We start from the raw sequence: 26,396 nt of genomic DNA, 5'->3' as shown, positions 1-26,396 counted from the left end.
CGGGCAACTCCTGTACAGCGAGCGAACATGCCGGTCACCTGAACGTAACCGATGGTTACCCGGCGCTCGCATGATTGCGGTGAACGGTCGCTGTGGCGCGCTGAGCGGATCCCGGTGGCTCTGCGCGCAACCCGGAATCGAGCAATTTCGGTCAACCGGAACGCAGCCGGGCGCGCATACGGTGGGGCGATGCGCGAAACACCAGAAGAGCTCACCGAACTGCAGGCCCTGCTCGACGCGTCCCTCGCACGTTCCACGAGTCACCTACGCTCGATCATCTCCACCGACCGCAGCTTGACCGCGGAGCAGCTCGCCACGGTTCTTTCCGGTATGTGCATCCTTGCGCTGTCCACGGTGACCGCCGCCAGCGAGCCGAGAATCAGCGCCGTCGACGGCCATTTCCTGCACGGCCGGTGGTATTTCGGCACCGCGCGCACCGCGGCCAAGGCCCGCCACCTCGCCGCTCGTCCGAGCGCGAGTGTCGCGCATCTGCGCGGTGAGGATCTGGGTGTGTTCACCCACGGCACCGTGGAGGTCGTGAATCCGGACGGCGGCGCACCGGACGCGGAGTGGCCGGAACTGCTCGCGTACTTCAAGGACCTCTACGGTGACGACGCCTTCGACTGGGACAACGATGTGGTCTTCTATCGGCTGCGGCCGCACTGGATGACCGTCTACGCCCCCGACTCCGCGAAACTCACCACGGGATGACCACCGCCCGGGTGGTTCGGTGTTCATCGGGAGCTGTGGTCGCGGGTCGGGCACCCGGAACCCACCCGGCGTCAGGCAGCTGGGCCGGGTGCGCTCGCGCGCCGCTCGGTGGACCGCCGGTCGACCGCTTCGGCGACCTCGGTGAGCGCCGTACGGATCATCGCGCCGTAGGCGTCGTCGGGGAGAGCGTCGAGACGTTCCCGGGCGGCGGTGAGCTGTTCGCCGGCGGCCACCCACGACCCGAGCCGTCGATAGTTATCGGCCAGGTTCAGGTGCAGCGACGGATAGAACCCCGCGACCTGTAGGCCCGCGTGATGCCGCTGGACGCGATCGTCGGTGAGGGCGTCGGCCGCGTCGAGCGCCCGGATGTCCCAGGCCAGCGCCTGGGCGGGGTCCTCGTAGAGGTCGGCCAGGTAGTGGGCGAGGGTGCAGCGGTGCAGCGGATCGCCCGCAGTGCCGAGTCCGCGCCAGATCTCCAGGAGACGGATGCGGGCGGTGGCGGCATCGCCGTCTCGGCCGAGTGCGACGGCCTCGGTGATCGCGTTCATGGTGGAGTCGGGGGACAACTGGTCGGTGGAGGTCATGTGTGGGAACCGTTCTCTGCGTCGATAACTGAGGGTGCGACCGGCATGGCCAGGGTGGTCAGGTCGCCGTTGTCCGCGGACCGGACGACCATCGGGTCGGTGGGGCCGCCGATATCGAGTCGCACATCGGGTCCGATGGCGGTGGCGACGGCCGGGTGCAGGATGGTGAAACCGAAGAAGATATCGACAGACGGGCCGGTGACCAGCGCGGAAAGGACGGTGGCCGACTCCTCGTCGGTGCCCGCCAGGGCCACCGAGTCCGGCGATACCGTCAGCCGCAGGTAGCGCGCCCGCTGCTGTTCCAGTGCGCCCATCAACTCGTGCTTCGAGACCACGGCGTGGGTGGGCGCCACCGGCAGCGCGGCCAGCAGCCCCCGATGATCGGGGAACGGTTCGGCGAGCGTCCGGCAGGGGCGTACGACTCCGTCGGCCGAACGGAACCGGACGCTGCGCTCGCCGGCTTCGATATCGACCAGATGGGCGCCGCGGATCTCCGGCAGCGCCGCGCTCAGTTCGGCGCCGTCGACCGTGGCGGCCCATTCGGACGATCCGGCCTGTTCGGGGACCACCGTGCGGGTCGACAGACGGTACCGGTCGGTGGCCGTGAACGTCAGCGAGTCGGATGTCGCCTCGACGCGTACGCCGGCCAGCACCGGCAGGTCGGGATCGGTTCCGGTGGCGGCGAGTATCTGCTCGACCGCCGCCGCGAGCACCGGCCCCCGTACCGTCGCCACCCACCATCCGGAGGGTTCGCCCAGGGCGGCTTTCACCACCTCGGCGGTCCGCCGCGCCTGCCGGGTGCGTTCGACCAGCCCCGCCACGTAGGTGTCGATGAGTGCGGCCGCGTCGTGCGCGTCGGCAGCCAGCACCCCGGCGATACCGTCCAGCGGCATATCGATATCCCGCAATCGGCGAATCGTCACGGCTCGATCCACCTGGGCTGGGGCGTAGTAGCGGTAGCCGGTGATCTCGTCGACCCCGGCCGGCGCCAGCAGACCGGAGTCGTCGTAGAAACGCAGCGCGCTGGCCGTGATACCGCACGAGCGGGCGAACGCACCGATGGTGATCAGGTCGGATTCGGGCACCCGCCCATCATCGGGCTTCGAGGAACCTGAAGGTCAAGCCCGCGCCTGCGGTGCGCTCGGGGCGTCACTGACCCCGGTACGTGCCGAAACTCCAGAAGTTGCCTTCCGGGTCGGCGACAGTGAAGCCGCGTGACCCGTAGTCCTCGTCCTTCAGCCCCGCGATGGTCTCCGCGCCGGCAGCGGTGGCCCGCTCGTACAGTGCGTCCGGGTCGGAGCAGACGACATAGATCGATTCGGTTCCCGGCGTGCGGCGTTCCGGCAGTCCGCCGCCTTTGCCGGCGGTGCCGAACATGATGCCGCCGCCGTCGGGCCAGCGCAGTTCGGCGTGCTCGATCACCGCCGGATCGCCTTCCCGGGCGTACATGGCGGTCAGTTCGAATCCGAACGCCCGGACCAGGAAGTCGGCGGTGCCCCGGGCGTCCCGGAACGCCAGGCAGGGCCAGACGCTCGGCGCGGGTGTGGTTGTCGTGGTGGTTTTCTCTGTTGCGGTCATGGTCTCAGCCTGGCTCTTCGACGAGCTCCGAGTCTTGGACGGATGGAATCTCCTCGGCCAGCCACTGGCTGGGGCTGCAGCCGGCCAGCCGCGCGAACTCCCGGTTGAGGTGGGGTTGATCGTAGTATCCGCAGGTGGCGGCGACCTGCGCGATCGAGACGAACGACGGCGTGTGCAGCAGCATCTGCTCGACCCGCTCGAAGCGGGCGATCCGCCCCGCCACCTTGGGACTCAACCCGAATTCGCCGGTGAACCGCTTCGTGAGGTACTGCCGACTCCAACCGATCCGTTCGGCGAGCGGTTCCACCCCCAGCATTCCGTGCGACCCCGCCATCGCACGCCATGCCCAGGTCAGCTCGGGCCCCACCGCCCGATCCGGGACCATCAGCCGGGTGAGCACCCGGTCGCAGGCGGCGAATCGCCGCGGCCACTCCGAATGTCCCTGCAGCTCCTCCCACAGTTGCCGCCCCGGCGACCCGACCAGGTCGGCGAATTCGATCGAGGTACTCCACAGCTCCGCCGCGGGCAGACCGAACAGTGCCCGGCAACCCATCGGGGTGAGCTTCACTGCGACGCCTTCCTGGGTGCCGTCGTGCGCGATCATCGCCGGACTGTCCTGCAGCCCGCCCAGCACACAGCGGTAGTTCTCCGGGGATTGGCGGGCGTCGGTCTGGGCGACCACGTCGATGGAAGGCCCGATGGCCACGATGAACGTCATATGTCGAGACGGCAGCCCGCGATGCAGGCCCGCCTCGAATCCGGTCATGCGGTAGCCGATGTACCGGTCGATGAAAGCGGCCAGTGCGGGGGCCGGGTGGGCCGTCACCACCTGGGAGGTCGGCTCCATGCACGTCACGCTACGCCGTTCGGGACCGGACGTCCGGGGTGCGCGGATTCGCCGGCGACGCCCACCGCGGCTGGGGCCCCGGCCGACCGCCGACCCGCCCGATCACCCGCGTAGACTCCTGTCCTCGTGAGTCTCACCCTCGGAATCGTCGGCCTGCCCAACGTCGGAAAATCGACGCTGTTCAACGCGCTGACCCGCAACGACGTGCTCGCCGCGAACTACCCCTTCGCGACCATCGAGCCCAACGTCGGGGTGGTCCCGTTGCCCGACCCACGCCTGGACGAGCTGTCGAAGATCTTCGGCTCCGCGCGCATCGTCCCCGCCACGGTCTCCTTCGTGGATATCGCCGGGATCGTGAAGGGCGCCTCCGAGGGCGCCGGGCTCGGCAACAAATTCCTCGCCAACATTCGCGAAGCCGACGCCATCTGCCAGGTCGTCCGCGTCTTCGCCGACGACGATGTGGTGCACGTGGACGGCCAGGTGAACCCGGCCTCCGATATCGAGGTCATCGAAACCGAACTGATCCTCGCCGACCTGCAGACCCTCGAGAAGTCGGTCGTCCGCTTGGAGAAGGAAGCCAAGATCAAGAAGGACCGCAAGCCGTATGCGGACGCGGCCAAGCAGGCGCAGGAGATCCTCAACGCCGGGCGGACACTGTTCGCGGCTGCGGGGGAGATCGACGCAGAGCTGCTCAAAGAGCTTTCTCTGCTGACCACCAAGCCGTTTCTGTACGTGTTCAACGCCGACGAGTCCGTGCTCACCGACGAAGCGAAGGTCGCCGAGCTGAAAGCCTCCGTCGCCCCGGCGGACGCGGTGTTCCTGGACGCCAAGGTCGAATCCGAACTCCTCGAACTCGACGACGAATCCGCCGCCGAACTCCTGGAATCCATCGGCCAGACCGAACCCGGCTTGCACGCCCTCGCCCGCGCCGGCTTCCACACCCTCGGCCTGCAGACCTACCTCACCGCGGGTCCGAAAGAGGCTCGGGCGTGGACGATTCACCAGGGCGATACCGCCCCGAAGGCGGCGGGGGTCATCCACACCGATTTCGAGCGCGGCTTCATCAAGGCCGAAGTGGTCGCCTTCGACGATCTGGTCGAGGCGGGCTCCATGGCCGCGGCGAAAGCGGCGGGCAAGGTCCGGATGGAGGGCAAGGACTACGTCATGGCCGACGGCGACGTGGTCGAGTTCAGGTTCAACGTCTAGCTGTCTGAGGGCTGCACGTTGGTGACACCTGCCCGAAGGCGCGAGGCGACGGCAGCGTTCTGTGTACGCGAGTCGGGGGAAGCCGTCAATCGCCGAGTGCGTAGACGGCCCCAGACCCCATGCAGGTCATCGAGCAGGTGAGTCTTGGTCGGGTGGGGTCCGCGGTTCTCGTCAGTTGAACTCGGCCGCATGGTCGACTGCCCACCTCGCGAAGGTACCGGCCGGGTGGCCGGCGAGGCGCTCGACATGATCGGTGACGCGATGGGACTCCTGTCGCCACACCGAGGCAGCAATCAGGGCCTCCACCAGTGGCTCGGGGCGACCGTCTGCGAGCATCCGTGATCGGGCGAGACCGGCCGGAAGCACCTGGAATCGCAGATCGCGCCGGAGTGCTGCACTGAGGTGAGCAACCTGGTCGGCGCGGCTGAGCACCTCGGGACCGGTCAACACATGGGGGCCGTGGTCCAGTTGATCGTGAGGTGCGAGCAATACGGCTACGGCCGCATCAGCGACATCGCGCTCGTCGACGACGGCTGTGCGTACCGCCTCTGGGCCCGAGACGACATCGCCCGCCCGCACCTGTTTCACCCAACCACGGGTGTTGGAAGCCAGCGTGTCGCTTCGCAGCACCACGGGTCGCAAACCGGCCTCATGAAGCAGGGCTTCCATGTCCGCGTGCACTTGAACGATGGGATCACTCTGACGAGCGGCTTCGTCGTCTATCGCGGTAGAGGACAGGTAGACGACACGCGGCGCCGCCGTGGTGAGTTCTCCGATCAGGTCGTGGGCAGCGGCCGAATCGAGCAGCGGCCAGATCAGAAAGACTGCGTCGATGCCCACGAGCGCCTCGCGCACGGCACCTGGGTGGTCTGTGAGGTCGCCGACCACCCACTCGACTCCTGGTCGCGGGCCACCCTGATCGCGCACAAGGCATCGTATGCGCGCGCCGTGGGCTGGGAGGCGGTCGACGATCTCTCGGCCGAGGTTGCCAGTCGCGCCGGTGACCAGGATCGATGGACGGTACGGGGAGCTCGTGGGGTTGGTGGTATCAGGCATGATCGTGACGCTATGGGTTCAGGTCGACATGAAGGCAAGATGCGTGTGGTGATGAAGATCGGGGAAGTAGCGGCAGAGCTCGGCGTTGAGGCTCACGTGCTGCGGCACTGGGAAGACGTTGGCGCCCTCACCGTGCGTCGCGATGGCAACGGCTACCGCATCTATGACGACAGTGCGCTGGAACAGGCACATACCGTGCTGAAACTGCGACGCGTCGGGCTCTCATTGCCCGAGGTCGCTGCCGCGATGTCACCGACGAAGTCGGCAGCACAGGCCGTCGTGAAGGCGAAGATCGCAGCACTCGAAAATGAAGTCGTCCACAGACAGCGGGCAATCACCTTCCTGCAACACACCGTCGAGTGTCGGCACAGATACCTCGATGAATGTCCGGACTGCGCGACCTTCGTCCGCGGCGCTTGAGCGCATTCCCGCTGGGATCGACAGCCCCGACGGCGCCCGCGCCACCGTCATGAACGTCACGTCCCGCAACATCTGGCGGTACGCGTTCCTGATGTGGTCGGTCGACGGCGGACGTGGTGCTCGGATGGCTCGTTCTGCTCCGGCTCGGTTCCTGCGGCGCGGTGGCGACCGCGCTGCTCGCTGTATCGATTCCTTTGGTCGTAGTCGGTATCCTCAGTCTGGTATATAATAAGTTATATAACTTAGAGGAGGGGTTGTTATGGCAGTCACCAGCGTCGACCTGGATCCGCAGCTCATCGAGCGTGCCAGGGAGCTCACGGGCGAGCGATCGAACCGAGCTGTGCTCGACCTTGCGTTGCGTCGGCTCATCGCCTCGAAGCAGAAAGGCGCGATGATCCGCGGCATCGCGGGACTGACCGACCTCGAGAACGAACTCGGCGCGCCGGTGGTCTCTCCGGACGAGTCGCAGTCCGCGTGACCGACTACCTGGTCGACAACTCGGTGTGGGCAAGGCTGGCCACTGGAGATCCGGGGATCACTGCGCGGCTGCGGCGCATCGAGCGAGCACCGGCCGACCTTTTCGTCACCTGCCCGCCGCAGGTGCTCGAGTTCTGCCATAGCGCCCGGACACCCGAAGAACATGCGAACTACCGAGAGCAGATCTCGCTCGGATTCCCGCTCGAGCATGCACCCGATGAATCGCTGGTGCTCGATATCCAGGCAGCGCTGTGGAACGAGAGGCTTGTCCGGGCGGCCGGCTCGCACGACATCCTTATCGCCGGCTATGCCATCGTGAACGATGCGACCGTGCTTGCCGCGGACCACGACTTCGAGCACATCGCGAAGGTGTCCGACCTGCAGTGTGAATACATCGCGCCTTCGCTGTGACGTTGGTTGGCGGCGGAACGTGGTCGAGTTCCGCTTCAACGTGTAGTGGCTGGCTCAGCGCCTGCGAAGAAGTAGTGCCGCGCTTGTATCGCTGCTGGTCGAGACTCTGCTGAGCCTCTACCTGGTGTCAGTGTGGGGGCTCAGTCGTTTCTCTGGCACCGCATGCTGGGTGATTCGGTCGTCGCGGTGTGCGGCATCCAGGGTGCGTTCCGCCGGCTCATGATGCTCTCCAACCGGCGGTTACAGGGCGAGCATGGCGGCAGCGACCTGCGCGGCCGCGGTGTGTCGTAGAGCGGTACCCATGTCGTCGAGGACGAGCAGTCGCGCCCCAGGGATTTCGGCGGCGAGGGTCTCGCCGTTGCCGAGCGGAAAGAACGGGTCGGCGCGGCCGTGCACCACGAGCGTGGGCACGTCGAGCTCACCGAGGCGGCCTCGCCAGCGTGGGGCGCAGTCGATCCGGGAGAACACCATCCCGAGCTGGTTCGCCTGGTGCACCGCGGGATCGTTCGACCGTGTCCGGTCCCAGATCCGGGCCGCAGTCGCCCGTACCTCCTCCGGACTATTGCCCATGGCCGCGGCCCCCGAGGCGGCGAAGGCCGCGACAGCGTCCCGGTCGGTCCAGTCCGGCAGCGTGCGGGAGAACAGCGCGGCCATGACCGCGGGGTTGTGGTCGGGCAGGTCTTCGTCGACCGGGCCTGGAGCCACCGGGCGAGTGCCGACGAGAGTCAGTGCGGAGAACGCGTCCGGGTGGTCCAGCGCGGCCACCTGAGCGACCATTCCGCCGACGCCGACTCCACCGAGATGGGCGGTCCCGGCACCGAGTACCTCGACGAGCGCGGCCGCGTCGGCGGCGAGATCCCGCAGGTTGTAGGCCGGATTCTCCGGGTTGCGGGTCGTTGACGCGCCGGAGTCGCGCAGGTCGTAGCGGACCACGCAGCGCCCGCCCGACGCGAGCCGCTCGCACAGCCCATCGGACCAGGACAACATCGTTGTGCCGCCGACCAGCAGAACCAGCGGATCGTCCTCGCGGCCGAAGCTCTCGATGCCCAGGTCGACACCGTTCGCCCGCACCGAGGTCACGCGCGATCGAAGCGGTCTTGTCATGCCTGGACTCCTGTCTGTCGGTCTGTTCAGAGGTATCGACGGGAGATTCACCCGAAAGTCATCTCTGTAGCCGGGATTATTTCCACACACCCGCAATCGCCCTTGAATGCGCCGGAAGAGCTCGAACGCGGCGGAAGAGGCATGGCTGCCGCGCATCATTCCGTCGCGGGGACTGCCTGATCGTCTTGTTCGTCCAGGGGGGCTTCCTGCTCGTCGGTGCTCGAGACAGCGGGTTGGGCGTCGCGTCGCTTTTTCGGTGCGGACGGCGAATTGATGTCGGGTATCGACGGCCCACCCGGACGCGGCGCCGCCGAGTCGGTGGTGCCGATCGTCTGCGCGATCGGCGCAGCAGGTGCGGGCGCTGTGGGTGGCAGTGGTGCGGACGCTGTCCCGAGGAGGTTCACCAGGTCGGGAACCGTTGTGGGCGAAGCCGGGCCAGCGGTCGCTGTATCCGTCGCATCCGCTCCGCCGCCCTGGCTGTCGTTGCCGAGCTTCTCTACCAGCTGGGTTGCCATGGGCAGTGCCGCCATCGATGGGACCGCGAGCATCGAAATGATCGAACCGATATCCGAACCGCCGCCGGTGGCGGCGGCAGCCCGGGTTGTGCCCGAGGTGCTCGTCGCGGTCCGCTGATTGTCCTCGGTGGTGGTTGACATCAGTTCCAGTATTGCTTCTATCGCCTCGACGATATGACCGACGAGAGCGGTTTCCGTCGCAACGGACAACTTCCTCGAACCCACACCGCGGAGTTCGTCCTGGAGCGTGTCGACAATCTTCTTGATTTTGTTGAAGTTAGTGCCCTGATTATCGGCAACATAATGCGCGGTTTCGGTGATTGTCCGGTCCAGCTCCAGCAATTCGAACCGTCGGTCTTCGAGTGCTGCTGTCGCATTTCCATACGCGGCGGCCATCGTTCCTTCTTGCAGGTCGTCGTAGACGACCTCGTTCACGAGATCGTGGACGTCCGGGGGGTTCGATGTCGATCCGCTGCCCCATTGGTCGACCAAGACCTGGATATACGTCTCAGCCATATCGATGAGCACCACCAAGCCCGCCGATGCCTTGGGTGGCACCGGCAACTCGACCAGCCAGAAATGCGTCCCGTGCCGACTGTTCACGGTGTCGGGGTGGCCGGGTTCGACCGATCCGGGGCGGTCGCGGAAGTCGAGGGAGGGGGTTGGGGTGGTGTCGGGGTGGCCGGGTTCGACCGATCCGGGGCGGTCGCGGAAGTCGAGGGAGGGGGTTGGGGTGGTGTCGGGGTGGCCGGGTTCGACCGATCCCGGGCGATCGCGGAAGTCGAGGGAAGGAGAAGAAAGATTATCGGTTGACGTCATGGATTGGGCGCCGCCTCTCTAATCTTCCTATTGTCGATTCTTCCCGTTCCTGGGCGGACTTATTCGCTCGACGGCAGGTGATAATTGTGCTCTGTGCATAACGCGCGATTTTTCTCTGTGCATAGTGCAACGGTGCGCGCTATCGATTGTTCGCCCGCATTACTTCGATACTGATGAGCCGTTGTCCCGCGCCGCGAGTCTTGTGCTCGTCGGCCGCGCTGTGGGTACCGGCGGTGAGCGCCACTCCGCCATATCGTGTGACATTCGACGGCGGGCAGACCCCGCAGGTTCAGGCCGAGGTTGTATGCCAGAGGAACGCGGCGGTGAGCGGCTCGGCCGGGCGCCCTCAGAGGGAAGCCCCTCCCATGTCCCTGCGTCAGGTATCGCCTCGGCCTGGCGTCGTGGATGTAGTACTCCCGCAGGCGATCGGGCAGTGAGCCCGAGCGGCTGTCCTCGTGGGACCACCGATCAGATGATGCTCAGTGCGAGGCCGAGGGTGCCGAATATCGCCAGGATCGAGGTCACACCGACGTGCATTCCGATCGACAGCCGGATGTCCTTGTGCCGCCACGCGGACCAGTACCCCGGGAAGAGGAAGACCACCCTCGACAGGAACGCCCAGGGCGACCAGAAGTGGTACAGCGAGAACAGGACCGTGTTGACCACCGGCGCCCAGCGGCCGAGGTGGGCGATGCGGGGCAGCAGGAAGCCGCGGAAGTACAGCTCCTCGATGAGCGGGAGGGCGATTCCGGTGAGCGGCAGGCAGATCAGCATGGTGGTGAGCATGATCGAATGCGGATATCCGTCGAGGTACGAGTTGTTGCCGCTGTCGCTGGTGCCCGCGTACGGGAGCCAGGTGAAGAAGGTTTTGAAATAGGTGTTCGCCGGTGCCAGCGCGAAGCTCAGCAGTGTCATCCACACGATCAGTGGGATGATCATGGCCACGAGTTTCCCGCGCGGGAGCGGTCCATCGGTGTAATGCAGTACGCCGCGCAGTGAGACGCGGCCGTTGCGGGTGTGCCCGAGCCACAGCAGTCCCGACAGGACCGGTATCAGGATCAGGCAGAGGGCGATTGCCCAGCCCAGGAAGGCCGGATATCCGACGCCATCGGCGAGTGGTTTGCCGATGAGCAGATAGACAGCGACGATCAGCGCGCCGGGGACAAGGTGCAACAGGACCGACAGGGACAGGGGGTGGCGATCGTTCAGCAGCCGTTCGGCTGTTCGGTTCGGTCGCGTGCCTGCGAAGGTGGGCATGACCAGACTCCTTGTACTGGTTCGCGAGTGGCCGGGTGAGACGGTGTTCATGCGATGAACTCCATATCGGCGCTGGGGCTCGCGACCGGGTCGGCGGTGCGGTCACGGATGAGCAGCAGGGCCAGCGCGGCTCCCGCCAGCGAGACGCCGAGTCCGGCGAAGGAGGTGAGGGACATGGCGTGGGTGAACGCGGTGCGTGCGGACTCCGCCAGCCCTTCGTCGGCGGTGCGGGCGGCCACGGCGAGGGCGTCCGCGACGGAACCGCGGGCTTGCTCGGACACCGTCGCGGGCATGGCACCTGCGAACGCTCCGGCCAGCACGCTGCCCAGGACGGCGATTCCGAGTGCGGCGCCGGCCTGTTGGACGGTGTCGTTGAGTGCCGAGCCGACCCCGGCGTGATCGCGGGGGACCGCGCCCATCAGAGCGGCGACGGCGGCGGGCTGCGCCAGTCCCGCCCCGAGGCCCAGGGCGACCAGTGCGGTCGCCAGGGTGAGGTAGCCGTCGCCGGGTGAGATCGTGGCCAGGAATCCGAATCCCGCCGCGACGACAGCGATTCCGAGGACAGTCAGAGGCCTGTTGCCCAGCTCGGCGCCGAGTGCGCCGCCGATGCTGTTGCCGCCGATGGCGGCGACCGCCATCGGGGCGATGGCCAGGCCGGCCGTGGTCGGCGAGTAGTCCAGCACGAACTGCAGGTACTGCGGGATCGCCAACAACAGCCCCGCCGAACCGATTCGCACCAGCAGCAGGGCCAGGCTGCCTCCAGCGAAGTTGCGATCGCGGAACAGGCTCATCGGTACCATCGGGAACGGCGTGCGCAGTTCCCAGGCGACGAAACCGGCCAGCGCACCCAGGCCCACAGCGAGGGCGGACAGGACAGCGGGATCGGTCGCGCCGTACCGCGGCAGTTCGATGATCGCCCAGACCAGGGCGGCCATGCCGATTGTGGACAGGACTACGCCGAGCGGGTCGGACCGCCGCCAGGGCGCGCGGGATTCGGGCATCCGGCGGGCGGCGGCGATGATCGCGATAACGGTTACCGGGATATTGATCAGAAATACCGAGCCCCACCAGAACTGGGCGATCAGCGCGCCGCCCAGGATCGGGCCGCCGATCAGGCCGAGCATGAGCGCCGAGCTCCAGGCCGCGGTGGCCCGGCGTCGCTCCTCGTCGTCGTCGAAGACGGTGATCAGGATCGACAGTGTGCTGGGCATCACCAGCGCACCGCCGATGCCCATCAGAATTCGGCCCACGATGAGCAGCAACGGAGTCGCCGCGAAAGTGGACAGGCCCGAGGCCGTTCCGAAGACCACCAAGCCGATGATCATGATGCGGCGGCGGCCGTATCGGTCCGACAGGCTGCCGGCCGTCAGCAGCAGTCCCGCGAAGACCAGGATGTAGGACGCGGTGATCCACTGAATGTCCTGGGCGGTCGCGCCGAGATCGGTGGTGAGCGACGGGATCGCCACCGCCAGCACCCCGTTGTCGATCACCAGCACCATCGTGCACAGGCACAGCACCGCCAGGATCAGCCGGCGCCGGGGATGCCGTTGCGTGCCGGAGGGGTTCGTCATCGCTCAGCTCCCCTCGTGCTCGAGGAGGGCGACGATCTCACGGACCGCGTCGGCGACCGCGGGGGAATCCTTACGCAGGATCTTGCCGTGGTCACTGGTGACTCTCGCGCTGACCTTCAGGTTCGGGTTCCGCTCCAGGTACGGGTCGAGGGTGCGACGCATCTGCTCCAGCTCACCGCCCTTGTCGTAGACGGTGTCGGCCGAGGCGGCCACATAACGGACCGGGCGGCTCATGCTGTCGAGGATGGGACCGAGGGCGGCGTGCAGCGCATGGGACTCGATCTGGATCTCGGCATGCTGGTCGGCGCTCATCCGCGCGGCCAAGCCCATCGGGGCGACCAGCGGCAGCAGCAACCGCATGCGGCGGAACGTCTTGCGGAGCCGTTCCCGGCCGGCCTCGTCGGTCCAGCCGGACGGGTACGGGCCGTCCACCCCGACCACACCCAGTGCCCGGTCCGGGTGGCGATCGGCCCAGTGCACCCCCAGCAGCGCGCCGTAGGACCAGCCCACCAGCAGCGGCTGGTGCACTCCCCGCGCCGTGACGACCGCGTCGATATCGCGCAGGCATGCCTCGAAGGAATAGTCCGCGGATCGCTTCGACTTGCCGCGGGCGCGTTCGTCGAAGGTGATGTGCCGGTAGCCGGGACCGAGGTCGGCGATTACCCGCTGCCAGTGCCGCCCGCTTGCATAGGAGCCGTTCAGGTAGACGATCGGGCGGCCGGAGCCGCCGGTGTCGCTCACGGCCAGCGCGGTGTCGTCGACGGGCACCATGCCGGTCCAGGTCGAGTCGGCCGAGTGCGAAGTGAAGTTGCCGGACATTGTGTTCCTTTCGGTGCTGCGCCGGGGAAGGCTGGTGACTCCCCGTCTGCGCTGTTGTCCGCTTACTTTCGCCGGGTCGGCTGTTACGGCCCTGATACCGCCCTGACATGGCCACTGACACGGTGTTTCGACTGGTCGCAGGGATATGCGCGGCGAAATGGACAGTGTTGTGAACCGACCGGACAAGCCCTCCAGGGCGTGGTTCGATCGGGGCTCATCACGACGAAGTCGGCGTAACCGCCGAAGTCACACCCGCCGGCGTAGCGGTGCTCACGCCGGGCCTGTCGTGGTTTGCTTGTCGCTGTGGGTGACTGGAGGAACGATCGGGTTCTCTCTGCGGTCGACGGCCGGAATCCGACTGTTATCGCCGAGCTCGGTGCGGCATTCGCGGTAATCGGCGATGTGCAGTTCCTGCCCGGCTACGCACTCGCGCTGACCAAGACACACGGTGTGGATCGGCTCACGGATCTCCCTCGGGGTGAACGTGTCCGATTTCTCGCTGATGTCGATCTCGTCGCTACTGCGGTCGAAGCGGTGTGCTCGGCGCGAGATCCGCAGTATCGGCGTATCAATGTCGAGATATTGGGTAACACAGACCATTTTCTGCATGCCCATGTCTGGCCGCGGTACGAGTGGGAGCCCGGAGATCTCGTGGGTATGCCGGTGTGGGCGTACCCGGCCGAGCGCTGGGGCGATCCCGGCACCTTGCTGGGTCCACATCATGACGAACTGCGTTCTGCCCTGGCTGTGGAGGTTGCTCGGTTGCAGAACTCGGTCGAGTTCCGCTTCAACGTGTAGTCGCCTTTCGGCCTCGGGGCCTTCTTACGAAGGCGTCGGGCCGCCCGAACGTTCAGCCGTCGGCGTTCGAGGTTGCCGGTTCGGGCGCGTCGCTGCCACTGGACGATGCCTCCGCCAGCTCGGTGGCGGCCTCGAACGCGCGCTGCAGTCGTTGGGACGCGAGGGGGCGTTCGGGGGCGGGTCGCGGAATGCCGAGGTGAATCTCGCGGAGTTCGTCTATGAGGTCGTCGACGAGCTCCGGGGACTCGGCCATGATGCGAGCGCGTACGGTCAGCGCGGGTGCCGTGGGTCGATGATGCATGCCCCAGGAACCGAGGGCCACCATCACCGGAACCGTCTGAATCCCTGCCTCGGTGAGCGAATATGCCGCCCGCTGGCCACGCCTCGCATCGTCACGGGAAAGCAGGCCCTCCTCGACCAGGTTTCGGAGGCGGTTTGCGAGGATGTTCGACGCGATGCCTTCGTCGTTGCGTGTCAGGAGCTCGCGGAAGTGGCGGCGACCGCCGAAAACGATATCGCGGAGCACGATGAGGCTCCAGGCGTCGCCCAGCACCTCGACCGCCGCATTGATCGCGCATCCTGATCGGGGCTGTTCTCGCGCCACCTGTCCTCCAAAGTGATTGCAGACAGGGATCACTCTACGCTACGGTGTGAGTGATTTTATTTTGCAACTACCTGTATCGGAGTCATTATGCCCCGGACGCGAGTCCACAACCTCTTCGTCTCCTCGGACGGGTATGCCGCCGGCGATCACGTGACGCTCGACGCGCCGATCGGCGGAGCGCAGGCGCTTTTCAGCAAGTTCGACGGGCGCGTCATCGACGGCATTCACGGAATCGACGAACCGGTGACCGTGGACCGCGCCCTGTTCAGCATGTGGGGCCAGGGTATCGGGGCGGAGATCATGGGTCGTCGCAAATTCGGCCCGCAGGCGGGCGAATGGCCGGACGACGGCTGGCAGGGCTGGTGGGGAGACGCGCCGCCCTTTCGCACCCCGGTGTTCGTTCTGACCCACTACCCACACGAAACACTCGAGTTCGACAACGGCACCAGTTTCCACTTCGTGGATGCCTCGCCGCAGGAGGCGCTTCGCTTGGCGCAAGATGCGGCCGGCGGGTTGGATGTTCGGATCGGCGGCGGCCCGTCCACCGTGAGCGAGTTCCTCCAGGCCGATCTCATCGATTTTCTGCACGTGTCGATCATTCCGATCGTGCTCGGTGCCGGTGTTCGGATCTGGGATCACCTCGCCGGCCTGGAAGAGCGATTCAGTGTCGAGTCCATCAGCACATCCAGCGGTCTGACGCATCAGCTGTGGAACAGGAACCGCGGCGAGTGAGCGCGCGGCGGCCGGGTCGGTGGCTTTGGTCCTCGTGCTCGAGCGATCGAACCGAGCCTTCCTCGACCTCGCGTTGCGGCGGCTCATCGCAAGGGACTACGCCCAGCGCTTGCTCTGACGGCGGCCTTTCACCAGGCCGACGACCAACGCGATCCCCAAGATGACAGCCATCCAGACGGCATCGTCCAAGATGGCGATCAGTGCCAGTGCGAGCAAAAAGGCGATGCTTGCGGCAAGGAGGTACAGCTCGCGCTTGCCCTCCTTGCGGTCGATGTCTTTTTTGGCCTGTACGTATCGGGGGTCCGCAGGGCTCGTCGCGGGCGGGAGGTTTCCGGCACGCAAGATTCGCCGGTGGTGACTGATCGCCCTACGCTGCTCGACCCGGTCGCCCTCGCGCCGTCGCTCGTTCCACCTCTCGCGGGGCGGAAGACTCTGCAACCACTGCCGCCTGTCCCGCGTGTAGTAGCGGTAACCGTAATCCCGGAGATCGGCCTCTTCTCGCTGTCGCTGGAGCTCGGCGAAATCGATTCCGTTTTTCGGAGGAGGCTCGTGGTACCGGCGCAGACCTTCGGCGATCGCATCCGGTGAGACGGATTCCCGGAAATAGATTCGGTCCGCGTTGTACTGCGGGCCATTGACCTGCTGGCCTTGTTGGTCGAAATTCGCCCCTTGCCCCCGGTCGCGTCCGGAGCGTTCGTCGTCACGGTTACCCACCGAGAAAAACCCCCACGGCGCCGGCGCAGTCGTTCACGATCGTCGCGATCGCGCCTCCCATGCCCAGGAGCCCGGCCAGGCGGCTTCGTGCGGCGCTGGTCTCTCCGGCCTCCAACTCCCCACGCGCCGTGGTCAGCTCGCCGGCCACCTGCTCGCGGACGGCTGCAGGAACCTCCAACTCCCGCACTGCGGCCAGTGCCCGGTCGAACTCTCTGGCCACCGTCCGGGCGTCGATGGGGCTTCGATCTCCGTGAGTGACATTTACGGTGTCGCCCATGTATTGGTTGCCGTGCACCGTCTGGTTGTTCTGGTTGAACGTTGCCATACCACTATGATCCCCCATTTCCGAACCGTTACCGGGTAGTTCGCCTCCGATTGTTCTCGGTTCTGATTCTGGTGAGAACTGTTGGCGCACTTCGATCTTCAATGCAGGTTCGGGTCTGTTCGGATGCCGACCGATCCGGTGATCGCGCAGCGGCAGGAGCGGACCGGTCCGGCGGCGGCCGACCGAGACGTCGTCCCGCTCGACACGTTATGTGACACTTGTTGTTCGGCCGACGGGGTGATCGGCGGTCCGGCCGGCTCCGGAGTCCGGCACCCCCGCGTAGTCGGGCAGTTCGACGCCGTTGATCGCGCGCTCGACCAACTCGGCGAACCACTCTTCGGTGAAATCGGGGCCCGGCTCGGCATCCGGCCCGGGGATGTCGCGGCTGCGGGCGTTCAATCGGGCGATCCGACGGATCCGCCGACAATTCATCGGTGCGGCCGAGCTGGTGTGCGCAGATACTATCCCTTGCGTACAAGCCGATCGAGGTCGCTCGAACCCGCCGGTGAGCGGTCAACGCACCACGGCTGGTCGCCTTCGTGCAGGCCGGGGCGATTCGAACCGGCGTCGGCGTCGAGCGCGAACAGGGCACCGCGGCATGACCGATCACCCGCAACACTGCTGTTCCTCGATGTCGACGGGCCGCTGCTTCCTTTCGGTGACGATCCCGAGCGCGACTCGCGCAATATCGTGTCGGACTCGCACTTCTCGCGGCTGCGCCTCGAGGCGGGTTCGCGGCTGGCGGCGCTGCCATGCCGGCTGGTCTGGGCCACGACCTGGGAAGGCGCCCGGACTTTGCCGAGAGCGAGCGGCGGCGGCGCTTCCTGTAGGTCGGACCGGGCCCGACCTACGCCTGGATGACCTCGATCCCCACCATTGCGTTGAACGAGTCGCAACTGGCCCAGGACTGGTTCTGTCCGTACTGCACCGGGCCGTACTTCCAGTAGGTGAACGGAACGGGCCACGCCACGCAGGTGAGCTTCACCTGGTGCCAGGTCGGCAGCTCGCAATTGGCCATGCCGCCGGTGTTGAAGACGTTGTAAACGTGACAGTTGGCCTGCCACACCGGTACGTCGGCCTGGGCCACGCCACCACCGGCGAACACAGTGGCCGCGGCCGCGGCGGCAACGGCGGCGCCGGCAGCAAGTCGCTTCACAGAAAGCATCTGGAACCTCCTGAATCGATGTTGTCTGGATCACATCGCACGCGTGCCGCGCTTGTTACTCGAACTCGTCGATCAGGTCCTCGGCCGCCGCGGCCGCGCTGCGGGATCAGGTCCGCTTCAGGGTGCCGACACTCAGCGATCCGCTGGCGGCGGCCCGCAGCTTCTGCTCGGCCGTGCGGACATAGCCGGCCGGATCCTTGTCGACCGGCTCGACGCCGGCGTAGTTCCGCGCCTCGTACGCGGCGAAGGCGACCGCCAGCCGATGGCGGCGCGGCAGCTCGGCCAGACGGCGGAAGTCGGTGAGGCCCTCACGTTCTTCCTCGGCCATGTGATCACTGTTGGCCGAGTTCGCCGCCGCGACGGCCGTGTACCAGTCGTCGGTGCCGGCCCGGTGACGCGCCACTTCGGCGATCGCGTCCCTGATCTCGTTGTGGTCGTGGATGGCGTCGAGTGTCTCCTCCTCGACCCCGCCCGCCCGCCGGGCCGCGATACCCGCCTGCAGCAGCGCGGGGTAGAAGATCTCCTCCTCCGCCTGCGCGTGCAGTTCGAGGAAGGCCGCCAGCCTGTCCCAGATCACGGAGAGCACGGCGGTCTCCCTGCGATCGATCTGCTCCAGGATCGCGAACAGCCGCCGCTGTTCGTGGTGGTCGTCGAGAATCAGCTGGGTGATGTCCATGATTCCTCCCTGTCACCGCACTTCGGGTCAGTACTGAACGCCAGGGCAGACCGCCCTCTGGGCAGCCGCGGGAGCCGACGATAACGCACCGCCGGACCGTGCCGCCGCCAACGCACCGGCGAACGCCCCCTGGCCGCCGCCGTGCCACCTCCGCGGCATGGTCCGCGCGTGACAGCCGGTTCTCGCCTACCGGCTGACCCGACCTGGGGCCGCCGCTGTGACGGGCCGAGGGCGCCGACGACACGGAGCTGCCCACGGAATACGCGGGATGCCGCGGCCCGCGGGCAGCACGCGATCACCCGTTCAGCTGCGCGGCGGATACCTCGGCGCCCAGCCCGTTCTCTCCCGGCGGCGAGCCGGGCAGCGGTGAACTGTCGAGGTATCGGACCTCGTAGACCCGTTCGGTGAACTTCCAGCCGTCGCCGGTTCGCCGGTAGCGGTCGTGATAGATCGCGTAGTTCGAATGTGAACTGCCGCTTTTCAATCGGCCGAATTCGAGAATGTGAGCGCGGCCCGAGGCGGTGTCGCCGTCGAGTTCGATCACGCCGGGATGGGTGTTCTGTACGAAGAACTCCCAGGCATCCTGCATTCGCGGCATTCCGGCCCGGAGTCCGGCCCTGCCGACGAGTTCGATATCGGCGTCGGGGATGCGTAGCACCGCGTCCTCGGTGAACAGCGAGAGCAGACGGTCGAAATCGTGCATCATGACCGCGTCGGTGAATCGGGCGCCGAGCGATTCGATCTCGATACGGTCGGCGAGCGTCTGCAGGTCGGGTGGTGTCGGCATGGTGTGCTCCTCAGGAATTGACGAGAGTGGTTTCGGTTTCGGCCCGCCGTAACGGCGCGAGCGCGGTACTCCAGGCGATCACCTGGTCCAACAGCGCGTTCAGAGCTGTCGTGTGGCGGTCGCCCGGCCGGAAGGTGGTGTAGTTCTCGAAATCGGTGAGCACCGAGATCGTGACCTGGCGGCTCACATCGGCCATTCCCAGGACGCCGCAGACCAGCCGCAGCTGCTCCACCGCGCGGACGCCGCCGTCCGCGCCGTAGGAGACGAAACCGACCGCTTTGTCGGTCCACTGCGCGAACAGGTGATCGATGGCGTTCTTCAGCACGCCGGGAGCCGAGTGGTTGTATTCGGGGGTCACCATCACGAACCCGTCGAACGGGGCGATCCGGTCGGCCCAGGCGCGGGTGTGCTCGTGTACGGAGGGGCCGAACATCGGCGCCACCGGTTCGTCCAGATGCGGTAGGGGATGGTCGCGCAGGTCGATCAGCTCGAACTCGGCGTCGCCGCGCTGCGCGGCCGAGTCCAGAACCCACTGGGCGACCTGTGGTCCGTTGCGGTTGGGCCGGGTACTGCCGAGAATGATGCCGATTCTGGTCATGTCCGGGACTCCTGCTCTGCTGAAATGGTTACGACCTTCCGACGACGCAGCCGGCCGGAATGTCAGGCCGCCTCACATTCGGGGCCGCTGTTTCGTCTATTTCGGTAGGGACGCCGACCGAGGGAGCCGAAGACGATGGACGATCCGCGACTGAGCTCGGTGGTCAGCGAACGCCGTCAGCTGATCGATCTCGCCTACCGGCTGCTCGGCTCGCTGGCCGAGGCCGAGGATGTGGTCCAGGAGACCTATGTGCGCTGGTATGCGCTGTCCGACGGACAGCGGCAGGAGGTGACGGCGCCCGGCGCCTGGTTGCGGACGGTCGCCGGTCGCATCTGCCTCGATCTGCTCGGCTCGGCGCGCGCCAGGCGGGAACGGTACGTGGGTGAATGGATTCCGGAGCCGGTTCCCGACCGTTCCGAATGGCTCGGTGGTCCCGTTCCCGCCGATCCTGCCGACCGGGTCACCCTCGACGAGTCGATCGGTATGGCCTTCCTCGTCGTGCTGGACTCCATGACGCCCGCCGAGCGAGTGGCGTTCGTCCTGCACGACGTCTTCCGCTACTCCTTCGCCGAGGTCGCCGATATCGTCGGGCGCACCCCCGCGGCCTGCCGCCAACTCGCCTCCAGTGCCCGCCGCCGCATCCGTACGTCGCACGGGCCGTCGAGCGCCCAGCGCGCCGAAGTGGTCGGGGATTTCAAACAAGCGTGGGAGACCGGTGATATCGAGGCTTTGATCGGTTTGCTCGATCCGCGGGCGATCGCGACCGCGGACAGCGGCGGCCTGGCTCCGGCTTTCCGCCACCCGATAACCGGCGGTGAGCAGATCGCCCACGCTTGGGTCGAGATCGCCGCCCGCGGCTCGGAGGTGACACTGCGCGAGCGCACGGTGAACGGTCAACCCGGCCTGGTGGCGGAGTTGGCCGGCGCCGTCGTATCGGTTTACGCCTTCGATATCGCCGACGGCCGGATCACGCGCATCTGGGCGATCCGCAATCCGGAGAAGCTACGGCCCTGGAAAGTGGTCTGAACCGCGGTGCTCACGCACCGCCGAATCCGTGGCCGCGCCGAGCCGCCCGCGCGGGTTCGGCACGGCGGACCGCGCTCCAGCGGTGCTACGGATTTCGCAGCTGTTCCAGCGCCTTGCGGCAGCCGTAGATGTCCTGCTGGTCCCCGAGGTCGAACGGTGCCGTCGAACGGCCGAGGTCCCGGTAGCGCTCGTAGTCGCTGCTCAGGTCGAATACGTCGACCGGGTCAGCCGTGTCACCGAGTTGCTCGAGGCGGTCCGCGCGTTCTCGGAACGTGTCACTGCCCGCCCGAACCGTATCGGTCCATTCCCGCGTGGTGGAGAAGACGTCCTTGTCGAAGTCCGCGATCGCGCTCGGCGGTAGCCCGTCACGCTCGAGCGACCAGTTCATCAACAGCCGGGAAAACCGGCCGTTGTAGTCCTGCCACGGGTGAATGGAGACGGCCCGCTGCTGGAGTTCGGCGGCCAGCGCGTACGGGTCGGCTCCGGGCTGGTTCCGGGCGTTGTTGTACCACTCGCACAGGGACTGTAGTTCCGGCCGCGCCGCATCCGGTGTGGAAACGCGGTACTCGATCCCGTCGTCGATCAGGAAGCCGCCGGTGCCCGGCGGCAGATGTTCCAGGTACGGATTCGCCTCGACGACGGCTATCTCCCCCTCCGTGAGCCTGTGGTTCAGCGGACCCCACCGTTGACCGTTCACGAACACGCCCCCGAACCCGTCCGCGCTGAAACGGGACACCCGCTGATGGAGTTCGGTCATGAAGTCCATCGTCAGATCTCGATCACCGTATTGCCGGGTGAATGCGCGGGCATCCAGATAGCCTGCCCACTCGCCGTCGCCGAACAGCAGTTCCAGGTCTGGTTGATCCCGAATAAGGGCCATCTGGTGGAGCGGCTCGTCGATGAACAGGCTCGATTCCAGGGCACGCTCGGCCGGGGTGCGCAGACCCAGTTCGGCCGACTGCCGGGCGATCAGCGCGGCGATTTCGTCGTCCTGCCCGGGCTCATCGTGTTCGCGCCTCGATGGATCGAGCGCGGAGCCTGCTGCTGCGGCCTCGTTGTCCGCGTGTCCGCCGGCAACTCGACTCGCTGCCTCTCTGTCGGTATCCACCGCGCGCGGTACCGAACCTTTCGCCAGCTTGCCACCGGCCGCGCGGAGCGCATTCGCCGTGATCTCCGCAGCCTCTTCGCCCAGCCTGGCGACGTCGGGAACGACTGTGTGTCGGAACAGATCGGTCATGATGGTGCTGTACTGCACGTCTTCTCCCGCCGCTCGGCGCAGCCGAACTGAGCAGCGTGCTCACTGGTTGTGACCCGTTGATAGCCGACTCGAATCCATTATCTGCTCACTTCGGCCGGTTTATCGATAGGCCGTGGTTTCCGCGCGGCCCGATCGGCAGTTCGGATCCTGTCCGGAAGCCATGTGCGGGGTAGTGCTTTCGGCGGTCCGAGGTCCGTCAGTTGTCGGTCGACTGCCCTGCCGCGACTGCCACGGTGTCATAGGCCATCACTTCGTTCGCCGCCCGTTCGCCCGAGCGAACCGCGCCGTCGACCCAACCGCACATGATCGCGGAACTCTCGGTCCCGGCCCAATGGATCCGGCCGCAGGGTGCGCGCAGGGCGGGACCGTACTGGGTCAGTACACCGGTGGGCGCGTGACTGAGCATCCCGCCGCCGGAATAGCGTTCGGTGGTCCAGTCCTGCTCGACGTAGTCGATCGGGGATCGGGCGCGTTCGCCGAATCGTTCGACGAGCGCGTCGAGGATTGCGCCGCGCCGCGCGTCTCGGTCGAGTTGTCCGATTCGCCGCGCGATCGGTCCCTCGGTGATGACGCACAGGACCCCGGGGCGTCCGGTGTCCGTGCACGCGTCGATGGTGATGGTGGCCGGTGATCCGGGTGCGGCCGACTGGCCCGACAATCCGTCCGCCCGCCAGAACGGCTCGTCGTAGACGACAGCGATCTTGATGATCGAGCCACTCGGCATCCGCTGATGTAGGAACGACCGGTCGACCGGGAGCATCGGCTCGTAGAGAATCTGGCTAGCGATCGCCAGGGGCACCGCGACGATCGCCCGGCGGGCGCGCACGCTCGAATCGTCGGAGCGCACGGTGACACCGTCGGTGTCCTGGTGGATGCGGCGGACGGGTTGCGACAGGTGGATCGAATCGCCGAGTTCGGCCGCCATCGGACCGGATACGGCGCCCATCCCGCCGACCGGCCGAGAATCCTGGGCGCCGTCCTCGATTCCCAGCACGAAGCCGGGGCCGCCCCCGGACGCCATTTGGTACAGCACGAAGAGCATCGACACTTCCGAGGCGGCGGAGGTGTAGGCGCCGGCGATCGCGGTCTCGAGAAGTTCGTGGGCGGATTTGGAGACGACATGACTGTTCAGCCAATGCGCGAGAGTGATCCGGTCCCATTTATCGGCGTTCTCCGCGGTCCACGGGGCTTCGATCGGGATCGACTTGCACAGATGGCCCAGATCCAGGAGTACCGCGCCGAGGTTCATCGCCGCCCACGGGCTCATCGTCCATGGGATCATGCCCTTGTAGCGGTACTCCTTGTCATCGACGAACATCATGGCCTCGCCGTCGGTGTACTGCTTGTAACTCGGCACTCCGAACTCGCCCATCAATGCCTGGATGCGATCCTGACCCGGTCCTATCCAGGCGCCGCCGCGATCGATCCAGGACCCGTCCGGTCGGTTCTCGGTGAATGTGCGGCCGCCCAGCCGGTCGCGCGCTTCCAACAGCGCCACCGATCGACCCGCTTGTTTCAGCCGCAGGGCGGCTGTCAATCCGGCAAATCCCCCACCAACTACGCAATAGTCGACGTCGTTCATGAGCGCCGTCCTCGTGTTGAAGTTCTGTGCGCGGCCGCTGTGCGGCAGCGCGCACTATTGGCGCACCCACGACACACCGGGTGCGGAATTGCCTGGAACAAGGCTCGAGCGTCGAGATGTCCATCGATTCTATTGCAGTCGGAAATTTCCTCCGACATGGCCGTATATCGACATATGGCCGGTTGTCCTCCGAGAGGTCTGTCCTACTGGTCGGTGGTGCTCGGCAGGGATTCCGCCGGGTCGTGCGGGAAAATCTTCGGAGTGGTCGCTGATCCGGCGCGAGGCAGTCGCTCTACCGACGGGCCGTGCGTATCGGCGTATTCTGTGTCCCAGATATTTTCATATTTCGATCGGTAGCGATCGAAGCTGTACCAGTCCGGGTTTTCGAGCATCTTCTCGCGAGCATCTTCTCGCGACATCATGTCTGCGCTGGTCGCGAGGTAGAGGCGCACCGCATTGTCTTCGACGCCTCCGATATCGGGGCCCCCGTTCACCATGATCTCCCATCGCGCCCGAGCGGCGATCAATTCGGCGTCGGCCTCGGAGAGCCGGCGCCGGCGCATATTCCGATCGAGCCAGCTGTCGTAGTCATCTTCGGGGAGGGGTTGTGAATCGGCGAAGTCGACGCGGCCGGGATACGCGTGACCCACTTCGTGCGCGAGTACGGACGTCGCCGCGAACGGATCTTCCTTCAGCGAATCGGCGATCACAATCGTTTTGGAATCCGCCCGCGTCGTGCCCCGCGAGGTTATGGCGCCGTATCCGATCGTCCACCCGTCGGCTCGTAGATCCGCCAGCTGCTGGCGTAGAAAGGGAGACATCTCGGCGTAACGCTCCACGGCGGTGTCGAGTTCGGATGTCACCGGTGGTGGTCGGTCGGGCAGGTCGTCGTGGAGATGGTCGGACAGTGCCGTCCCGCCCACTGCGCCAACCACTATTGCGCCCCCGTAGAAGACGTGCCATCGGGTGAAACGCGAGTGGCGGCGATCGGCGTGGGACAGTTCGTCTGTCCTCCGCACGCCGTGGGCGAAATCCTGGTACTTCGTGGACGTGCGGGAAGCCGCGCTGTGCAGTAATCGGGAGGATTCCGCCCCCGCCCGGCGTAGCACCGCCACGACCGCACCGGATTTCGATGCCCTCACGAGAGCGGGCGCGCAGCGGTCGGCAGTCGGTCGACTCCGGCGCGGAGCGCGGTCCCGGGAAACGCATATCGGATCGTCTCGGCCATGCGCACCACCACCGCTTTCGTCACGCTCTGGCGAAAACGCTAATGAGCGGCCGGTGGTGTGCCAACGGCCCGGGAGCACACTCTTTCTCCGGGCGTTTGTGATTTGTGCACCGATCCGCCTCGGGCGACCGGTCGCTGAATGCGTGGCGCCTCGAGTCGGGAAATGCCGGGTGGGGCGCGGGGAGCGGATTTCGGCTGGTCAGGTGGGGGCGGATTCATCGGTCGACGGGGCCGCGCGGGTTTCGGGTTCGGGCCGCCGCCGGGATGCCACCCGGGCGCTGTTCCATACCGCGTGAACGCCGCGCGGCCCGATACCGCGATCTGCCGCGATGATCAGTGCGGCACAACCGATTCCCGACAGGACCAGGCTCGACCCGAAAAGGGCCGGGTAGCCCAGGAGTTCGCCGACCGTCCCCGCCGCGAACCCCGCGAGTCCCTGCACCGTCACGACCGAGCAGGCCAGCAGCGTGTAGTCGCTGCCGGCGTGCTCGGGCTCGGCGGCGTCCATCATGAGCGTGAACACCGCCACCGTCGCGGCGCCGCCCAGAATGTGCTCGGCCAGACTCGCGGTGACGATCATGGTGAACCCGCCGGTCCCGAGCGCGGCCAGCAGGTAGAGGGCCAGGCTCGCGGTCTGGGTGACGCCGCCGATCAGCAGGGCGCGCCGCCGGCCGTACCGGTAGCACAGCCATCCACCGAGCGCCGCGCCCACGAGCGCGCCCGCCGACGACAGAACGCCTTTCACCAGTGCTATCTGTCCCAGCGTGAGTCCGGCGTCGGACATGAACGGGCCGACCATCGCCGATCCCATCGAATCCCCGAACTTGAAGCCACCGATGAGGAGGATGAACGCGAGCATTCCCGGCCGCCGCAACCGCTTCCACCACCCGGTCATCAGCTCGGCCGGGCGCGGCGACGAGGTCTTCGGCGCACCGCGAAGCGAAGTGCGCGGTAACCACCACACCGGGACAGCCGTCAGCAGCAGCAGAATCGCCATCGCGACGAACAGGCTCCGCCAGCCCGCGAGCGCGAACAACCACAGCAGCGCACCCCCGCCGACGATCATGCCGATCCGGTAGGCGCCGACCTGGATCCCGTTGCCCAGACCTCGTTCCCGGGGGCCGAGCAGTTGGACGGCGAGCCCGTCGGTCGCGATGTCCTGCGTCGCGGACACCGCGTTGACCACGGCGATACCGATGAAAAGCCAGCGCAGCGACGACGAGAGGTCCAGGCAGGCCAGCCCGAACCCCACTGCCGAACTGGCGAGTTGCAGCGATAGCAACCATTGCCGCCGGGTGCCGTACTGGTCCACATAGGGCGCCCAGAGGAATTTCAGGGCCCACGGCGCGAACAGGATCCCGGTGGCGCTGATCTCGATCAGCGAGTACCCGGATTCGCGGAGCACCACAGGTAGCGCCTGGGTGAAGAACCCGTACGGCAGGCCCTGCGCGAAATACAGCGCGGCCAGCAGAACCAGTGTCCCGGCGGGGAGCATGCCGGACCGGGTCGCGGTTCTCATGCCGACATC

The 26,396-nt window shown here is 66.7% G+C and carries 30 protein-coding genes; 8 read left to right on the top strand and 22 right to left on the bottom strand.

Features of this window, described 5'->3' with window-relative positions; translation table 11 throughout:
- The first annotated feature begins 189 nt into the window (after positions 1 to 189).
- Positions 190 to 711, top strand: a complete 522-nt coding sequence (locus OG804_RS18205; protein WP_328388050.1) for a pyridoxamine 5'-phosphate oxidase family protein — start codon at positions 190 to 192, stop codon at positions 709 to 711.
- A gap of 71 nt (positions 712 to 782) precedes the next feature.
- Here OG804_RS18205 and OG804_RS18200 read toward each other — a convergent pair whose 3' ends face one another.
- The 4 genes from OG804_RS18200 to OG804_RS18185 form a co-directional block, all read right to left on the bottom strand.
- Positions 783 to 1,295 (bottom strand): hypothetical protein, encoded by a 513-nt coding sequence (locus OG804_RS18200; RefSeq protein ID WP_328388048.1) that lies wholly within the window; start codon positions 1,293 to 1,295, stop codon positions 783 to 785.
- A complete protein-coding gene (locus tag OG804_RS18195; protein WP_328388046.1) occupies positions 1,292 to 2,380 on the bottom strand; it encodes a DNA polymerase III subunit beta family protein in 1,089 nt (362 codons plus the stop codon). Before OG804_RS18195 ends, OG804_RS18200 begins: the two co-directional genes overlap by 4 nt.
- 64 nt (positions 2,381 to 2,444) lie before the next feature.
- Positions 2,445 to 2,873, bottom strand: a complete 429-nt coding sequence (locus tag OG804_RS18190) for a VOC family protein (protein ID WP_328388044.1) — start codon at positions 2,871 to 2,873, stop codon at positions 2,445 to 2,447.
- Between the two features lie 4 nt (positions 2,874 to 2,877).
- On the bottom strand, positions 2,878 to 3,720 hold the full coding sequence (locus OG804_RS18185) for an AraC family transcriptional regulator (RefSeq protein ID WP_328388042.1): 843 nt from the start codon (positions 3,718 to 3,720) through the stop codon (positions 2,878 to 2,880).
- Positions 3,721 to 3,846: 126 nt separating this feature from the next.
- Between OG804_RS18185 and ychF the strand changes: the two genes are divergently transcribed.
- The gene (ychF, locus tag OG804_RS18180) at positions 3,847 to 4,926 is read left to right on the top strand and encodes a redox-regulated ATPase YchF (protein ID WP_328388041.1); all 1,080 of its coding nucleotides are present in this window, start codon (positions 3,847 to 3,849) and stop codon (positions 4,924 to 4,926) included.
- A gap of 171 nt (positions 4,927 to 5,097) precedes the next feature.
- Here the strand turns inward: ychF and OG804_RS18175 are convergent, their stop codons facing one another.
- Positions 5,098 to 5,982 carry an SDR family oxidoreductase gene (locus OG804_RS18175; protein ID WP_328388040.1) on the bottom strand — a complete coding sequence of 295 codons (885 nt, stop codon included), beginning with the start codon at positions 5,980 to 5,982 and terminating at the stop codon, positions 5,098 to 5,100.
- Between the two features lie 12 nt (positions 5,983 to 5,994).
- Here OG804_RS18175 and OG804_RS18170 point away from each other — a divergent pair, with 12 nt between their 5' ends.
- The 3 genes from OG804_RS18170 to OG804_RS18160 all read left to right on the top strand — a co-directional run bounded on the left by OG804_RS18170 (position 5,995) and on the right by OG804_RS18160 (position 7,290).
- Positions 5,995 to 6,402 carry a MerR family transcriptional regulator gene (locus tag OG804_RS18170; protein WP_328388038.1) on the top strand — a complete coding sequence of 136 codons (408 nt, stop codon included), beginning with the start codon at positions 5,995 to 5,997 and terminating at the stop codon, positions 6,400 to 6,402.
- A gap of 259 nt (positions 6,403 to 6,661) precedes the next feature.
- Positions 6,662 to 6,880 carry a type II toxin-antitoxin system VapB family antitoxin gene (locus OG804_RS18165; RefSeq protein ID WP_328388036.1) on the top strand — a complete coding sequence of 73 codons (219 nt, stop codon included), beginning with the start codon at positions 6,662 to 6,664 and terminating at the stop codon, positions 6,878 to 6,880.
- Positions 6,877 to 7,290, top strand: coding sequence for a PIN domain-containing protein (locus OG804_RS18160; protein WP_328388034.1), 414 nt, complete (start codon positions 6,877 to 6,879; stop codon positions 7,288 to 7,290). Before OG804_RS18165 ends, OG804_RS18160 begins: the two co-directional genes overlap by 4 nt.
- A 240-nt stretch (positions 7,291 to 7,530) precedes the next feature.
- On the opposite strand, the gene OG804_RS18155 is transcribed toward OG804_RS18160, so the two are convergent.
- The 5 genes from OG804_RS18155 to OG804_RS18135 all read right to left on the bottom strand — a co-directional run bounded on the left by OG804_RS18155 (position 7,531) and on the right by OG804_RS18135 (position 13,375).
- Positions 7,531 to 8,394, bottom strand: a complete 864-nt coding sequence (locus OG804_RS18155; RefSeq protein ID WP_328388032.1) for an alpha/beta fold hydrolase — start codon at positions 8,392 to 8,394, stop codon at positions 7,531 to 7,533.
- Positions 8,395 to 8,549: 155 nt separating this feature from the next.
- Positions 8,550 to 9,467: a hypothetical protein gene (locus OG804_RS18150; RefSeq protein ID WP_328388030.1), complete on the bottom strand. Its 918-nt coding sequence runs from the start codon at positions 9,465 to 9,467 to the stop codon at positions 8,550 to 8,552.
- Between the two features lie 729 nt (positions 9,468 to 10,196).
- Positions 10,197 to 10,985 carry a CPBP family intramembrane glutamic endopeptidase gene (locus tag OG804_RS18145; RefSeq protein WP_328388028.1) on the bottom strand — a complete coding sequence of 263 codons (789 nt, stop codon included), beginning with the start codon at positions 10,983 to 10,985 and terminating at the stop codon, positions 10,197 to 10,199.
- 47 nt (positions 10,986 to 11,032) lie between these two features.
- Entirely contained in the window at positions 11,033 to 12,556 is a 1,524-nt protein-coding gene (locus OG804_RS18140; RefSeq protein WP_328388026.1) for an MFS transporter, read from the bottom strand.
- A gap of 3 nt (positions 12,557 to 12,559) precedes the next feature.
- Positions 12,560 to 13,375, bottom strand: coding sequence for an alpha/beta fold hydrolase (locus tag OG804_RS18135; RefSeq protein WP_328388024.1), 816 nt, complete (start codon positions 13,373 to 13,375; stop codon positions 12,560 to 12,562).
- A gap of 303 nt (positions 13,376 to 13,678) precedes the next feature.
- Here OG804_RS18135 and OG804_RS18130 point away from each other — a divergent pair, with 303 nt between their 5' ends.
- On the top strand, positions 13,679 to 14,173 hold the full coding sequence (locus tag OG804_RS18130; protein ID WP_328388023.1) for an HIT family protein: 495 nt from the start codon (positions 13,679 to 13,681) through the stop codon (positions 14,171 to 14,173).
- A 52-nt stretch (positions 14,174 to 14,225) separates the two neighbouring features.
- Here OG804_RS18130 and OG804_RS18125 read toward each other — a convergent pair whose 3' ends face one another.
- Positions 14,226 to 14,810 (bottom strand): winged helix-turn-helix transcriptional regulator, encoded by a 585-nt coding sequence (locus OG804_RS18125; RefSeq protein WP_328388021.1) that lies wholly within the window; start codon positions 14,808 to 14,810, stop codon positions 14,226 to 14,228.
- Positions 14,811 to 14,864: 54 nt separating this feature from the next.
- Between OG804_RS18125 and OG804_RS18120 the strand changes: the two genes are divergently transcribed.
- Positions 14,865 to 15,509, top strand: coding sequence for a dihydrofolate reductase family protein (locus tag OG804_RS18120; protein ID WP_328388019.1), 645 nt, complete (start codon positions 14,865 to 14,867; stop codon positions 15,507 to 15,509).
- A gap of 96 nt (positions 15,510 to 15,605) precedes the next feature.
- On the opposite strand, the gene OG804_RS18115 is transcribed toward OG804_RS18120, so the two are convergent.
- The 7 genes from OG804_RS18115 to OG804_RS18085 form a co-directional block, all read right to left on the bottom strand.
- Positions 15,606 to 16,223 carry a hypothetical protein gene (locus OG804_RS18115; RefSeq protein WP_328388017.1) on the bottom strand — a complete coding sequence of 206 codons (618 nt, stop codon included), beginning with the start codon at positions 16,221 to 16,223 and terminating at the stop codon, positions 15,606 to 15,608.
- A complete protein-coding gene (locus tag OG804_RS18110) occupies positions 16,216 to 16,548 on the bottom strand; it encodes a hypothetical protein (RefSeq protein ID WP_328388015.1) in 333 nt (110 codons plus the stop codon). The genes OG804_RS18115 and OG804_RS18110 overlap by 8 nt, the downstream gene beginning before the upstream one ends.
- Before the next feature lie 207 nt (positions 16,549 to 16,755).
- The gene (locus OG804_RS18105) at positions 16,756 to 16,947 is read right to left on the bottom strand and encodes a hypothetical protein (protein WP_328388013.1); all 192 of its coding nucleotides are present in this window, start codon (positions 16,945 to 16,947) and stop codon (positions 16,756 to 16,758) included.
- A gap of 448 nt (positions 16,948 to 17,395) precedes the next feature.
- Complete coding sequence (locus tag OG804_RS18100; protein ID WP_328388011.1) at positions 17,396 to 17,713, bottom strand: hypothetical protein; 318 nt, start codon at positions 17,711 to 17,713, stop codon at positions 17,396 to 17,398.
- A gap of 106 nt (positions 17,714 to 17,819) precedes the next feature.
- Positions 17,820 to 18,389, bottom strand: a complete 570-nt coding sequence (locus tag OG804_RS18095) for a hemerythrin domain-containing protein (RefSeq protein ID WP_328388009.1) — start codon at positions 18,387 to 18,389, stop codon at positions 17,820 to 17,822.
- A gap of 295 nt (positions 18,390 to 18,684) precedes the next feature.
- The gene (locus OG804_RS18090) at positions 18,685 to 19,176 is read right to left on the bottom strand and encodes a nuclear transport factor 2 family protein (protein WP_328388007.1); all 492 of its coding nucleotides are present in this window, start codon (positions 19,174 to 19,176) and stop codon (positions 18,685 to 18,687) included.
- A gap of 10 nt (positions 19,177 to 19,186) precedes the next feature.
- Positions 19,187 to 19,774 carry an NADPH-dependent FMN reductase gene (locus OG804_RS18085; RefSeq protein WP_328388005.1) on the bottom strand — a complete coding sequence of 196 codons (588 nt, stop codon included), beginning with the start codon at positions 19,772 to 19,774 and terminating at the stop codon, positions 19,187 to 19,189.
- A gap of 135 nt (positions 19,775 to 19,909) precedes the next feature.
- On the opposite strand from OG804_RS18085, the gene sigJ reads away from it, so the two are divergent.
- Complete coding sequence (gene sigJ / locus OG804_RS18080; RefSeq protein ID WP_328388003.1) at positions 19,910 to 20,800, top strand: RNA polymerase sigma factor SigJ; 891 nt, start codon at positions 19,910 to 19,912, stop codon at positions 20,798 to 20,800.
- Positions 20,801 to 20,885: 85 nt separating this feature from the next.
- On the opposite strand, the gene OG804_RS18075 is transcribed toward sigJ, so the two are convergent.
- From OG804_RS18075 to OG804_RS18060, 4 genes are all read right to left on the bottom strand, one after another.
- Positions 20,886 to 22,037 carry a Fic family protein gene (locus OG804_RS18075; protein ID WP_328388001.1) on the bottom strand — a complete coding sequence of 384 codons (1,152 nt, stop codon included), beginning with the start codon at positions 22,035 to 22,037 and terminating at the stop codon, positions 20,886 to 20,888.
- Between the two features lie 217 nt (positions 22,038 to 22,254).
- On the bottom strand, positions 22,255 to 23,640 hold the full coding sequence (locus OG804_RS18070; protein ID WP_328387999.1) for a flavin monoamine oxidase family protein: 1,386 nt from the start codon (positions 23,638 to 23,640) through the stop codon (positions 22,255 to 22,257).
- Positions 23,641 to 23,843: 203 nt separating this feature from the next.
- Positions 23,844 to 24,755, bottom strand: coding sequence for a DUF6782 family putative metallopeptidase (locus tag OG804_RS18065; RefSeq protein ID WP_328387997.1), 912 nt, complete (start codon positions 24,753 to 24,755; stop codon positions 23,844 to 23,846).
- Between the two features lie 312 nt (positions 24,756 to 25,067).
- Positions 25,068 to 26,387 carry an MFS transporter gene (locus OG804_RS18060; protein ID WP_328387996.1) on the bottom strand — a complete coding sequence of 440 codons (1,320 nt, stop codon included), beginning with the start codon at positions 26,385 to 26,387 and terminating at the stop codon, positions 25,068 to 25,070.
- Between the last annotated feature and the right edge of the window lie 9 nt (positions 26,388 to 26,396).

Source organism: Nocardia sp. NBC_00416 (genome assembly GCF_036032445.1).
In the GTDB taxonomy this organism is placed as follows: domain Bacteria; phylum Actinomycetota; class Actinomycetes; order Mycobacteriales; family Mycobacteriaceae; genus Nocardia.
The sequence above is the reverse complement of the archived record's forward strand: the minus strand, read 5'-3'. Positions and strand labels throughout refer to the sequence as shown.

Coding starts and splice junctions, on each gene's coding strand:
- OG804_RS18145 (WP_328388028.1), bottom strand. CDS start 10,985: ATGCCCACCTTCGCAGGCACGCGACCGAACCGAACAGCCGAACGGCTG.
- OG804_RS18090 (WP_328388007.1), bottom strand. CDS start 19,176: ATGCCGACACCACCCGACCTGCAGACGCTCGCCGACCGTATCGAGATC.
- OG804_RS18135 (WP_328388024.1), bottom strand. CDS start 13,375: ATGTCCGGCAACTTCACTTCGCACTCGGCCGACTCGACCTGGACCGGC.
- OG804_RS18060 (WP_328387996.1), bottom strand. CDS start 26,387: ATGAGAACCGCGACCCGGTCCGGCATGCTCCCCGCCGGGACACTGGTT.
- OG804_RS18100 (WP_328388011.1), bottom strand. CDS start 17,713: ATGCTTTCTGTGAAGCGACTTGCTGCCGGCGCCGCCGTTGCCGCCGCG.
- OG804_RS18165 (WP_328388036.1), top strand. CDS start 6,662: ATGGCAGTCACCAGCGTCGACCTGGATCCGCAGCTCATCGAGCGTGCC.
- OG804_RS18095 (WP_328388009.1), bottom strand. CDS start 18,389: ATGGACATCACCCAGCTGATTCTCGACGACCACCACGAACAGCGGCGG.
- OG804_RS18155 (WP_328388032.1), bottom strand. CDS start 8,394: ATGACAAGACCGCTTCGATCGCGCGTGACCTCGGTGCGGGCGAACGGT.
- sigJ (WP_328388003.1), top strand. CDS start 19,910: ATGGACGATCCGCGACTGAGCTCGGTGGTCAGCGAACGCCGTCAGCTG.
- OG804_RS18075 (WP_328388001.1), bottom strand. CDS start 22,037: ATGACCGATCTGTTCCGACACACAGTCGTTCCCGACGTCGCCAGGCTG.
- OG804_RS18185 (WP_328388042.1), bottom strand. CDS start 3,720: ATGGAGCCGACCTCCCAGGTGGTGACGGCCCACCCGGCCCCCGCACTG.
- OG804_RS18170 (WP_328388038.1), top strand. CDS start 5,995: ATGGGTTCAGGTCGACATGAAGGCAAGATGCGTGTGGTGATGAAGATC.
- OG804_RS18190 (WP_328388044.1), bottom strand. CDS start 2,873: ATGACCGCAACAGAGAAAACCACCACGACAACCACACCCGCGCCGAGC.
- OG804_RS18205 (WP_328388050.1), top strand. CDS start 190: ATGCGCGAAACACCAGAAGAGCTCACCGAACTGCAGGCCCTGCTCGAC.
- OG804_RS18120 (WP_328388019.1), top strand. CDS start 14,865: ATGCCCCGGACGCGAGTCCACAACCTCTTCGTCTCCTCGGACGGGTAT.
- OG804_RS18200 (WP_328388048.1), bottom strand. CDS start 1,295: ATGACCTCCACCGACCAGTTGTCCCCCGACTCCACCATGAACGCGATC.
- OG804_RS18085 (WP_328388005.1), bottom strand. CDS start 19,774: ATGACCAGAATCGGCATCATTCTCGGCAGTACCCGGCCCAACCGCAAC.
- OG804_RS18110 (WP_328388015.1), bottom strand. CDS start 16,548: ATGGCAACGTTCAACCAGAACAACCAGACGGTGCACGGCAACCAATAC.
- OG804_RS18140 (WP_328388026.1), bottom strand. CDS start 12,556: ATGACGAACCCCTCCGGCACGCAACGGCATCCCCGGCGCCGGCTGATC.
- OG804_RS18175 (WP_328388040.1), bottom strand. CDS start 5,982: ATGCCTGATACCACCAACCCCACGAGCTCCCCGTACCGTCCATCGATC.
- OG804_RS18070 (WP_328387999.1), bottom strand. CDS start 23,640: ATGAACGACGTCGACTATTGCGTAGTTGGTGGGGGATTTGCCGGATTG.